The following is a 10,822-nucleotide window of genomic DNA, read 5'->3' on the forward strand; positions in this document are numbered from 1 at the left end:
CTCCTCGTCCAACGGCTCCAGCCGACGGCGCACGACCGACAGCCGCGCCGGATAATCCACCGCCCGGCCCAACGGCAGCCCGGGACTGCGCAGTTGCTCGGGCCGGTAGGTCAGCGCCGCGGCGAAGGGCGCGGGTGGCTCCCTCAGCAGCGCGCGCAGCAGCGCCAGACAGTCGTCGTCCGCGTGGTGCAGATCCTCCGCGACGAGCAGGGCGGGACGTGCGGAGGCGAGCAGCGCCTCCAGCGCCTGGCACGCGGTGAGCCGCACCCCCGGCGAAGCCGCCTCCGTACCGCCGGCACGCGGCTCCGGGCCGCCTAGCGGATCGGCGACCACGAAGGCGCCCGACGCCTGGAAGGTCACCACCAGCCGCGCCACGCCCCGCGCCCGGGGCAACTCCAGCAGCCGGTGCACCAGTCTGCTCTTGCCCATCCCGGCGTCGCCCTCGACCAGCACCAGCGCCGGCTCCTGCCCGTCCCCGGACAGCGCGGACGTCAACCGCCGCTCCCACACCTGTTCCCGCACGAGGACCCACTCCTCACGGTCGCCACGCACCGGCCCCGTCGGTGCTCGCTGCCTATCACTCATCGTCATGCCCACATCAGACGTCCCCGGCCCGCACTCCGCTCCCACGTTCCCGCATCGAACGCCCACCCGTCACAGTCGGTCGACGGTGGGGCATCCGGCCGCAAGGCGCAGATGTGCGCGAATTCATGGAACTCGTACGAGGGAATCCCGTTCCACTTTCTGCCCAAGACCCGTCCACAGATGATTTCGTGGCGAATTCTGGTCGTTGGTAGGAGCAGTGAAGCGGAAATGCTCCTGCTCGCTCGCGTCCGGATCCGGTGTGCCACCACTGCGGGACGTGCAGGGGCACTTGCCGGCCGGCGAGACCCCCACCTCAGTCCTTGGAGCCACCCTGTGCCTGTGCCCACCGACGCGATCACCAGCTCACGCACCCCCACCGCCGACGCCGCACTCTCCTTCCCGGCCCAGACCGCCGACGGAGCGGAACACCAGCCCGAACAGCGGCCGGAAATCGTCGAACGCGATCTGACCTTCGACGGATTCCGCTACACCTGCCGCATCGCCCGCCAGGGGCGGGTCGACACCGAGCCCATCGTGATCCTGGGCGGATCGTCCCAGGACCGCCATTCATGGCAGCGGCACGAGAAGTGGCTCACCCCGCTCAGCTCCGTCATCACCGTCGACCTGCCCGGCTATGGGACCGCCGACTTCCTGCCCGCGAAGTACGGCGTCGACTTCCTCGCCGCCGCTGTCCGTCACACCCTCCAGGAACTCCGCATCCCCCGCGTCAACCTGGTGGCCGCCTGCTACGGCGGAGCCATCGGCGTGCGGTTCGCCCAGCACTATCCCCACCTCCTCGAACGGTTGATGCTTGTCGGCATGACCACCGTCATTCCGGCCGACTACGCGGTGGCCATGGAGCGTTGGGACGGCATGATCCAGCGCGGTGAGACGGAGCCCATCGCCCGTGAACTCGCCGACCGCTTCATGTCCCCTCCCGGCACCGGTCACGTACGCAAGAAGGCCGCCGTCGCCCGACTCGTCTACCAGCAGATCGCGGCACAGAACCCCGAGCAGCTGCGCATGTCGGCGGAGCACAACTCCCGGCTGATGCGCCACGAGTGGTACCGCCCCGAACCCACCCCCGCCGTCCCCAGCCTGGTCGTCACCGGTGAGCACGACACCCTGACCACACCCGCCATGGGCCGCACGATGGCCGAGTGCCTGCCGGCGGCCCGGTTCATGACCATCGAGGAGACGGACCACCTGGCCCCGGTGGAACGCATCGCCGACTTCGCCGACCTCATGGCGCGCTTCTGTACCGACCGCCCGCTGGAGGGCCTGTCCTACGCCTCGGAGCCCGAGGTATTCGGCACCCCGCTGCCGGCCTGACCGGTCCGCCCATCCCTCAGCCCTCCCCTCCGCCGACACCCGGCACGATCAGCCCCGATTCGTACGCCGCGACCACCGCCTGGGTGCGGTCACGCAGGGCGAGTTTGTTGAGCACCCGGCTGACGTGCGACTTGACCGTCTCCTCGCTGACGAACAGCCGGGCGGCGATCTCCGGGTTGGACAAGCCCTCCGCGATCAGCCGCAGCACCTCCGTCTCGCGCGGGGTGAGCGCGCTGAGCGACACGGCGGGCGCGGCGGCCGGCTTCCTTCGCATCCGGGCGAACTCCCCGATGAGACGGCGGGTGATCGTCGGCGCGAGCAGCGCCTCCCCCGCGGCGACCACCCGCACCGCGTCGAACAGCCGCTCGGCGGCGACGTCCTTGAGCAGGAAGCCGCTGGCTCCCGCGCCAAGGGCGTCGTAGACGTGCTCGTCCAGATCGAAGGTGGTCAGGATGATGATGCGCGGCCCTTCGCCGTCCCCCGCCGCGGCACAGATCCGCTCGGTCGCCTCGATGCCGTCCATGACCGGCATCCTGACGTCCATCAGCACGACGTCGGGGCGCTGCTCGCCGCAGAGACGCACCCCCTCGGCGCCGTCGGACGCGGTGCCGGACACCGTGAAGTCGCTCTGTGTGTCGAGCAGTCCGGCGAAACCGGCCCGCACCAGCTCGTGATCGTCCACGATGACGATGCGCGTACTCATCGGACGGCCTCCGCCGCCGCGAGGGGCAGTCTCGCCACCACCAGGAACCCGCCGCCGGGCGCGGGGCCCACCCGCAGCTCGCCACCGACCGCGGCGACGCGCTCACGCATGCCCAACAGCCCGTGCCCCGGGGACCGGTCGCCGCCCGTTCCCGGCGGCGGTCCCGGGCCGTTGTCCCTGATCCGCACCTCAAGCACCTCCCGGTGGTAACGCAGTTCGACATCGACGGCCGCCCCCGGCGCGTGCCGACGGACGTTGGTGAGGGCTTCCTGGACTATTCGGTACGACGTGAGCTCGATGCCCGGGTCGAGCGGCGCCACCGGCCCGCTGACGATCAGCCGCGTGGCGGCGCCGGTCGCCCGACGCGCCTCGTCCAGGAGCTCGTTGAGCTGGGTGAGCCCCGGCTGCGGACGGCGGGTGACGGGCGGGGTGCCCGCGTCCTCACGGAGCACGCCGAGCAGCCGCCGCATCTCCGTCAGCGCGGCGCGCGCCGTGACACCGATGTCCGCCAGCCGCTTCGCCCCGACCTCCGGCATGCCGGGGGTGGTCAGCCGGGCCGTCTCCGCCTGCACGGAGATCATCGAGATGTGATGCGCGACGACGTCGTGCAACTCACGGGCGATCCTGGCCCGTTCACCACGCGCCACATGCTCGTGGTGTGTGTCGGCCAGCGCCCTCTCGGTCGCGTCACGCGCCACCTCCTCGGCGCGCGCACGACGTCCGGTGCCGTGCGCGACGGCAGCCGCAGCGAGCACGGCCGTCACCACCCCGTACACCCGTATCTCATTGATCTGCGGGCCCACGAGGGCCGCCGCGACATAGGGGAGCACGAGCACCACCGCCAGGCGGCGGGAGCCGCGACCCGCGAGCCGGTGCAGGACGAGCATCTGCGCGACGAGCCCGCCCACGGTCAACAGGTGGAAACTCACGAGCGACACCACACCCGCGGCTGTGAGACCGACGGTGGCGGCTGTGGCCAGCCGCGTGCGCAGCAGCCCGGCCGGTGTCGTGGTGCTGATCGCGAGCGAGAGCGCGAACGAGAGGTCGGTGTCGATACTTCCCCCGCGCACGAGGGTCTCCCCGCACGCGAGCAGCGCGAGCACCGCACCGGCCGCCGCCTGTCGGTCGGGCGACTCGGCGATCCTCTCCGCCACGCGCTTGATTTCTTGCCTCACGTCCACCATTGTCCCGGCGCCAGGGCTCGTTGGCGTCCCCCTGACCAGCCCTCTTCGCATCCCCCACGCGAGCGATACCGGGCGCGGTTCCTCCCCCGTGCCAGGGGTGCCGAAGTGCGCTCTGTCGCGTGACGACCCGGGGCACCCCCGCTCCCTAGCCTTTCGAGCATGCAGGCAACCATCGAAGTTCAGGAGCTGCGAAAGCAGTTCGGGCAGACCGTCGCGGTCGACGGTCTGTCCTTCACCGTGCGCCCGGGACAGGTCACCGGCTTCGTCGGGCCCAACGGCGCGGGGAAGTCCACGACCATGCGTATGCTCCTGGGCCTCGACGCCCCCGATTCCGGGCAGGCGTTGATCGGCGGACGGCGGTACGCGACGCTGCGCCGGCCACTGACCGAGGTGGGGGCCCTGCTGGACGCGGCGGCCGTGCACCCGAGCCGGCGCGGCCGGGACCATCTGCTGTGGCTCGCGCACTCGCACGGGTTCCCGAGCACCCGCGTCGACGAGCTGCTGGAGCGGGTCGGTCTCGCGTCGGCGGGCCGGCGGCGGGCGGGAAGTTACTCGCTGGGCATGCGGCAGCGGCTGGGGATAGCGGCGGCGCTGCTCGGCGATCCGCCGGTGCTGCTGCTGGACGAGCCGGTCAACGGCCTTGATCCGGAGGGAATCCGGTGGATCCGCGGTTTTCTGCGCGGGCTGGCGCGCGAGGGGCGCGCGGTGCTGGTCTCCAGCCATCTGATGAGCGAGCTGGAGGACTCCGCCGATCATCTCGTGGTCGTCGGGCGGGGCCGACTCATCGCCGACACCTCCGTCGCCGAGCTGCTGGCGTCCGCCTCGGGCGACCGGGTCGCGTTGCGCACGTCCGCGCGCACGGAGGCGATGGGGTTGCTGGCCCGTGAGGGAGCGACGGTCGCGGCGGACGGGCCGCGGTCGCTCACCGTCAGCGGTCTGCCGACCGAGCGGATCGTCGCGCTGCTGACCGCGGGTGAGGTGCCGTTCTCGGAGATCGGCGCCCACCGGGCCACGCTTGAGGAGGCGTATATGGAACTGACCCGTGACGCGGCGGAGTTCCGCACGGTCGAGGCCCACACGGACACAGAGACGGACACGGCGAACGAGACGGAGGAAGCGCGCTCATGACCACTCCCACCGTCACCCCCTACCGCTCCCCGCTCCCGCCCGCGCGCGACGGATTCCCGCAACTGCTGCGCGCCGAGTGGATCAAGCTGCGCACCGTACGCAGGTGGAGCTTGGCCCTCCTCGCGACCGTGCTGGTCACGGTGGCGGTCTCGGTGCTCTCCGCCTTCAGCGGCGGCAGCGACGTCAAAGGAGACCGCCCGCCACCTCCTGTGGGGCCGGCCGGCGCCATCGTCTCCGACAGCTTCCCCTTCGTGCACCAGAAGCTGACCGGCGACGGCAGCATCACCGCCCGGGTGTCCCTGCTCGGTGGCCGGGAGGGACGCCCGGCCGAGGCGTGGGCCAAGGCCGGGGTGGTGATCAAGGAGAGTACGAAGCCGGGATCGTCCTATGCGGCGGCGATGGTCACACCAGGGCACGGGGTCCGGCTCCAGTCCGACTTCACGCGGGACACCGCCGGTGGCGCCGTGTCCCGTGACCGACCGCACTGGCTGCGACTGACCCGCTCGGGCGACGAGTTCACCGCGTACGAGTCGGCCGACGGCTCGACGTGGACGAAGGTCGGCACCACACGGCTCGCGGGACTGCCGGACACCGCCCAGGCCGGGCTCTTCGTGGCCACGCCCGGAGAGACCATGGTGCAGCGGCAGTTCGGCTCCACCTCGGTGGGCGGGCGTCCGGCGCGAGTCACCGCGGCCTTCGACCGGGTCACGGTGGACGGCGGGGGAGGCACCTGGCGTCAGGACGTCGTCGGTGCGGTCGTCGGCGCGAACGGAGACCCCAAGGGGACGCCGGACAGTTCGACGGAGAAGTCCGGCACCTGGACGCTGACGGGCTCCGGCGACGTGGCGCCCCACACGCCGGAGGTCGACATCACCCAACAGTCCCTCAGCGGGGCCCAGATAGGGCTGATTCCGCTGGTGGCGCTGAGCGTGCTGTTCATCACCGCCGAGTACCGGCGCGGCATGATCCTCACGACGCTGACGGCCAGCCCGCGCCGGGGCAGGGTGCTCGCCGCCAAGGCGGTCGTCCTGGCCGGGGTCGCCTTCGTCGCCGGCCTTGTCGCCGCCCTGCTCTCGTTCCTGGTCAGCGAGCCCGAGTTGCGCGACCGGATGCCCAACCCCCTCTTCTATCCGGACATGGCCCTCACCGACGGGCCCGTGCTGCGGGCCGTCGTCGGTACCGCCCTGCTGCTGGCCGCCGTTGCCGTACTGGCCCTGGCCGTGGGCGCGCTCCTGCGGAACACGGCCGCGGCCGTCACGTTGGTGGTGGTGGTGCTCGTCCTGCCGCTCGTCCTTCTCTCCGGACTGCCGATCGGCGCCGCGCACTGGGTGATGAGGCTGACGCCCCTCGCCGGCTTCGCGGTGCAGCGGACGCTGCCGGAGTACGAGCACGTGGACACCGTCTGCCTGCCCGAGGAGGGCTGTTATCCACAGGGCCCCTGGTCGGGGATCTCCATGCTGTGCGCCTGGGCGCTCGTGCTCCTCGGACTGGCGATGTGGCGACTGCGCCGGAGGGACGCATGAGAGGCGCCCTGCACGCGGAATGGACCAAACTCCGTACGGTGCCGAGCACATGGTGGCTGCTGCTCGCCGTGGCCGCCCTGACGGTGGCGTTGAGCGCGGCGGCCACCGGGACGGTGTCGACGGACCAGTGCCCGTCGCCGGACGCCTGCCACGAGGACACCGTCAAGCTCAGCCTCACCGGAATCTGGCTCGGCCAGGCGGCGGTGGCCGCGCTCGGGGTGCTCGCGATGAGCGGTGAGTACGGGACCGGGACCATCCACGCCACGCTGACGGCGGTGCCCCGCCGGGTCCGGGTGCTCGCCGCCAAGGCTGCGGTGGTGTTGGGGTCCGCGCTGGTCGCCGGGACGGTGGCCGTCCTCGGCTCACTGCTCGCCGGCCGGTTCATCCTCCCCGGCAACGGCTTCAGCGCGGCGCCGCTCTCCCTCACCGAGGGCCCGACTCTGCGGGCCGCCGTGGGCACGGTTCTGTACTTCGGGCTGATAGCCCTGCTCTCGCTGGGCGTGGCCACCCTCGTGCGGGACACGGCCGGGGCGATCACGACGGTGCTCGGCCTGCTCTACGCGCTGCCCGCGGTGGTCGAGTTGGTGGGCAACGAGGAATGGCGGGAGCGGATACGGGAGTGGGCCCCCGCCTCGGCGGGGCTCGCCGTCCAGGCCACAAAGAACCTGGACAGCCTGCCCATCGCCCCCTGGTCGGGCCTCGCGGTGCTGGCCGCCTGGGCGGGGGCCGGGCTGCTGGCGGGGGCTGCGGTGTTCACACTGCGCGACGCGTGAATCCGTCGCCGACGGCGAATGGCACCATCTGATGGCGCCAGGCGACGGGTGTGGTGCCATATGGCGCCAGCGTGCGCCAGAGGCAATGCCCGGTGAGGCATTGAGAGGCTACCGAGGTCGGACAGACGGAGGCAGGCGCCACTTTCACAAATGCGGCGGGCCACATCTCAGACACCCACCGACCTGCGGAGATAGTGGGATGCGGCGAATGGACGAACCGAAGTCGCGCCAAGACTGAGCCAGCGAACCTTGCCATGGCGCCATTCTGATGCCACTATGGCGTTACGGGCTCATCCGGCCCTGTCTATTCATCGCACCTCAGATCGAGCTGGCGTCCGAACCGACGTCAGCCGTCGATCCGGCGTGCCCGTTCCCCGCGAAACGAGGACTCATGGCTGGCCTGAACTCGGCCTCGGCGATCAGTGCTGTTGGGTTGCGTAAGTCGTATGGCGAGAAGTTGGTGCTGGATGGTGTGGATCTGGAGGTGGTGGAGGGGTCGGTGTTCGCGTTGTTGGGTCCGAACGGGGCGGGGAAGACGACGGCGGTGCAGATCTTGTCGACGTTGATCGGTGCGGATGGTGGGCGGGTGCGGGTGGCGGGTCATGATCTGGCACGTGAGCCGGACGCGGTGCGGTCGGTGATCGGCGTGACGGGTCAGTTCTCGGCGGTGGACGGGTTGTTGAGCGGTCGGGAGAATCTGCGTCTGATGGCGGATCTGCGTCATCTGGGGCGTGCGGCGGGTCGGGCGCGTACGGCGGAGTTGCTGGAGCGGTTCGATCTCGCGGACGCGGCGGACGTCTTGGTGTCGACGTATTCGGGCGGGATGCGGCGCAGGCTGGATCTGGCGATGACGCTGGTGGGTGATCCGCGGCTGATCTTCCTGGACGAGCCGACGACGGGGCTGGACCCGCGGAGCCGGCGCACGATGTGGGAGATCATCCGGGGTCTGGTCGCCGATCAGGGGGTGACGATCTTCCTGACCACCCAGTACCTGGAGGAGGCGGACCAGCTCGCCGACCGGATCGCGGTCCTGGACCACGGGAAGCTCGTGGCGGAGGGGACGGCGCAGGAGCTGAAGCGGCTGGTTCCCGGCGGGCACGTCCAGCTGCGCTTCGCCGACCCGGCCGCCTTCCGGGCCGCGGTGGGGGCGTTGTCACACACCCTGGAGGACATACCGCGGGACGAGGACGCGCTGACGGTGCAGGTGCCCAGCGACGGGCGGGTGCGTTCGCTGCGCGCGCTGCTGGACCTGCTGGACGCGCAGTCCGTCGAGGCGGAGGAACTGTCCGTCCACACCCCGGACCTGGACGATGTGTTCCTCGCCCTGACCGGCCGCCCCCGCACACCCGCCAACACCGACACCGACACCGCGACCGAGAAGGCTGTGACCCGATGAGTTCCCTCTCCCACACCCTGGCCGACTCGGCGACGATGCTGCGCCGCAACCTGCGGCACATGCTGCGCTACCCCTCGATGACCGTGCTGCTGGCGGGGATGCCGGTGGTGTTCCTGCTGCTGTTCGTCTACGTCTTCGGCGGCACCCTGGGTGCCGGGATCGGCTCCGGCGGCGGCAGGGGCGAGTACATCGTCTACGTGATGCCCGGGATCCTGCTCATGACGGTCGCCGCCGTCGCCCAGGGAACCGCCATCTCGGTCGCGATGGACATGACCGAAGGCATCATCTCCCGCTTCCGCACCATGTCCATCTCACGAGGCGCCATCCTCACCGGACATGTCGTCGGCAGCCTGATCCAGACCATGATCACACTCACGATCGTCATCGCCGTGGCGCTCCTCGTCGGGTTCCGATCCGACGCGACACCGGTGGAATGGCTCGCGGCGATCGGGGTCATCGCGATGATCGCCTTCGCCGTCATCTGGCTGTCGGTCGCACTGGGCCTGGTCAGCAAGACAGTCGAGAGTGCGAGCAATCTGCCGATGCCGCTGACGCTGCTGCCGTTCCTCGGCTCCGGCTTCGTCCCGACCGACTCGATGCCGACGGGGTTGCGCTGGTTCGCCGAGTACCAACCCTTCACCCCCGTCATGGAAACCCTCCGCGGACTCCTCACCGGAACCGAGATCGGCAACAGCGCCCTCCAGACCGCCACCTGGAGCGCCGGCATCGCCCTCCTCTCCTACCTCTGGGCAAGGAAGCTCTACAACCGCGACCCCGCTCACAAGTGAGTCGGGTGGCGAGGCCGGGCCGTAACTCGGCGGCCCGGGGCGCAGCTCTGCTACGGGTCCGCTACGGATCTACGGTGGCTCGACGGCCCCGAGCGGGTAGCCGGTACAGTGCGAAGATCGCATTAACTCGGATATATGGGGGACTTCATGGCTCTGTTCGGTAACGCGCACACCATCAACCCGGCCACCGCTCAGCAGGACTACGCGCGGCTGCTCGGGCAGGGTGAGCAGGTGCATGCTGCCTATCAGTTGATCCGCGACAGCATCCTCTTCACCGACCGGCGGCTGATCCTCATCGACAAGCAGGGGATAACCGGTAAGAAGACCGAGTACCACTCCATTCCGTACCGGAGCATCACGCACTTCGCCGTGGAGACGGCCGGCACCTTCGATCTCGACGCCGAGCTGAAGATCTGGCTCTCCGGCGGCTCGGTGCCGATCCAGAAGACCTTCACCAAGGGCGTCGACATCTACGAAGTGCAGGCCATCCTCACGCAGTTCGCCGCCCGCTAAAAGCGAGGCGGGGGATCCCCTCAGGGTGTGGGCGGCAGTCCCTTCGGGGTGATCAGCAGGGTCACCGTGCGGTTGCGTGGCGCGTTCGCGGCCGTCGCCGGGAAGGGACCCCGCCGCTGGTCCGCGCTGACCAGGCGGAAGTCCGTCAGCCGCAGGTCGCTGTCCTGCGCCAGATACTGGGCGGCGACCCGTGCGCGGTTCAGCGCGACCACCGAGCCACCGCTCGGCGCCCCGCCCGGCACGGCGACCGAGTGGCCCACCACCGTTGTCTCCACCGGTGTCCCCGCCGCCAGGTCGGCCAGCCGGCGGCCGATCTCCGTCAGCGCCTCGGCGCCTTCCGGGCCGATCACCGAGTCGTAGGGGAACACCCCCGTACGGAAGACCAGTTGCACGTCCCCGGCATGGCGCCGGATCTCCACTCCCGGCATCGCGAGACTCTTCGCCACCTCGTCAAGCGCGCTGTCACGCTGCTCGGCGTCGGCCGCGCGGTCCCCCTCGATCGCCGCCAGACGCGCCTTGAGCTCGTCGGCCCGACGCGACTCCTCGCTCAGCCGCTCCGAGCCGTTGTCGGCCTCGGCCACCGCCCCCGAGCCCCCGCCCTCGCCACCGTCGATCAGCTTGACGGCGCCGCCGATCAGCGCGACGCCCACCACCGTCGCGGCCAGCGCCCCGGCGATCACCGCGACCCGCCCGGTGTGGACGACCGGGCGGGCGTGCCGGCGTCCGGCGGCGATCTTCGCGAGCGTACGGCGGCCGGCCGCCGCGTCCGGGTCGTCGGGCGCGAGCGCCTCCACCCGGGACCAGCACGCGTCGGCCTCGGGCAGTTCACCGCGCTGGGCATGCACCTTGGCGCGGAGGTTGAGGGCGGCGACCGCCGTCGCCCGTGCGCGCCGCCGA

The 10,822-nt window shown here is 70.8% G+C and carries 11 protein-coding genes; 7 read left to right on the forward strand and 4 right to left on the reverse strand.

The genetic code is table 11. The annotated features are described in order from the left end of the window. Positions 1-591 (reverse strand): AAA family ATPase (locus BHU15_RS21015; RefSeq protein ID WP_141726847.1); only part of this gene is annotated, 591 nt, incomplete at its 3' end. A 333-nt stretch (positions 592-924) separates the two neighbouring features. Between BHU15_RS21015 and BHU15_RS21020 the strand changes: the two genes are divergently transcribed. Then, a complete protein-coding gene (locus BHU15_RS21020) occupies positions 925-1,917 on the forward strand; it encodes an alpha/beta fold hydrolase (RefSeq protein WP_247748650.1) in 993 nt (330 codons plus the stop codon). Between the two features lie 16 nt (positions 1,918-1,933). On the opposite strand, the gene BHU15_RS21025 is transcribed toward BHU15_RS21020, so the two are convergent. Both BHU15_RS21025 and BHU15_RS21030 read right to left on the reverse strand, forming a co-directional pair. Beyond that, positions 1,934-2,620, reverse strand: coding sequence for a response regulator (locus tag BHU15_RS21025; RefSeq protein WP_069628609.1), 687 nt, complete (start codon positions 2,618-2,620; stop codon positions 1,934-1,936). Next, positions 2,617-3,795 carry a sensor histidine kinase gene (locus BHU15_RS21030; protein ID WP_255293167.1) on the reverse strand — a complete coding sequence of 393 codons (1,179 nt, stop codon included), beginning with the start codon at positions 3,793-3,795 and terminating at the stop codon, positions 2,617-2,619. Before BHU15_RS21030 ends, BHU15_RS21025 begins: the two co-directional genes overlap by 4 nt. A 168-nt stretch (positions 3,796-3,963) precedes the next feature. Here BHU15_RS21030 and BHU15_RS21035 point away from each other — a divergent pair, with 168 nt between their 5' ends. The 6 genes from BHU15_RS21035 to BHU15_RS21060 all read left to right on the forward strand — a co-directional run bounded on the left by BHU15_RS21035 (position 3,964) and on the right by BHU15_RS21060 (position 9,925). Then, complete coding sequence (locus tag BHU15_RS21035) at positions 3,964-4,932, forward strand: ABC transporter ATP-binding protein (protein WP_069628611.1); 969 nt, start codon at positions 3,964-3,966, stop codon at positions 4,930-4,932. Beyond that, positions 4,929-6,455 (forward strand): DUF1349 domain-containing protein, encoded by a 1,527-nt coding sequence (locus BHU15_RS21040; protein ID WP_069628612.1) that lies wholly within the window; start codon positions 4,929-4,931, stop codon positions 6,453-6,455. The genes BHU15_RS21035 and BHU15_RS21040 overlap by 4 nt, the downstream gene beginning before the upstream one ends. Next, the gene (locus BHU15_RS21045; RefSeq protein WP_069628613.1) at positions 6,452-7,228 is read left to right on the forward strand and encodes an ABC transporter permease; all 777 of its coding nucleotides are present in this window, start codon (positions 6,452-6,454) and stop codon (positions 7,226-7,228) included. The genes BHU15_RS21040 and BHU15_RS21045 overlap by 4 nt, the downstream gene beginning before the upstream one ends. A 391-nt stretch (positions 7,229-7,619) precedes the next feature. Beyond that, a complete protein-coding gene (locus BHU15_RS21050) occupies positions 7,620-8,624 on the forward strand; it encodes an ATP-binding cassette domain-containing protein (RefSeq protein ID WP_069628614.1) in 1,005 nt (334 codons plus the stop codon). Beyond that, positions 8,621-9,412, forward strand: coding sequence for an ABC transporter permease (locus BHU15_RS21055; protein WP_069628615.1), 792 nt, complete (start codon positions 8,621-8,623; stop codon positions 9,410-9,412). The genes BHU15_RS21050 and BHU15_RS21055 overlap by 4 nt, the downstream gene beginning before the upstream one ends. 147 nt (positions 9,413-9,559) lie before the next feature. Then, complete coding sequence (locus BHU15_RS21060) at positions 9,560-9,925, forward strand: PH domain-containing protein (protein WP_031230503.1); 366 nt, start codon at positions 9,560-9,562, stop codon at positions 9,923-9,925. A gap of 20 nt (positions 9,926-9,945) precedes the next feature. On the opposite strand, the gene BHU15_RS40210 is transcribed toward BHU15_RS21060, so the two are convergent. Continuing rightward, on the reverse strand, positions 9,946-10,822 hold an 877-nt coding region (locus tag BHU15_RS40210; RefSeq protein WP_069628616.1), incomplete at its 5' end, for a hypothetical protein.

Source organism: Streptomyces niveus (assembly GCF_001723055.1).
Classification (GTDB): Bacteria; Actinomycetota; Actinomycetes; order Streptomycetales; family Streptomycetaceae; genus Streptomyces; species Streptomyces niveus.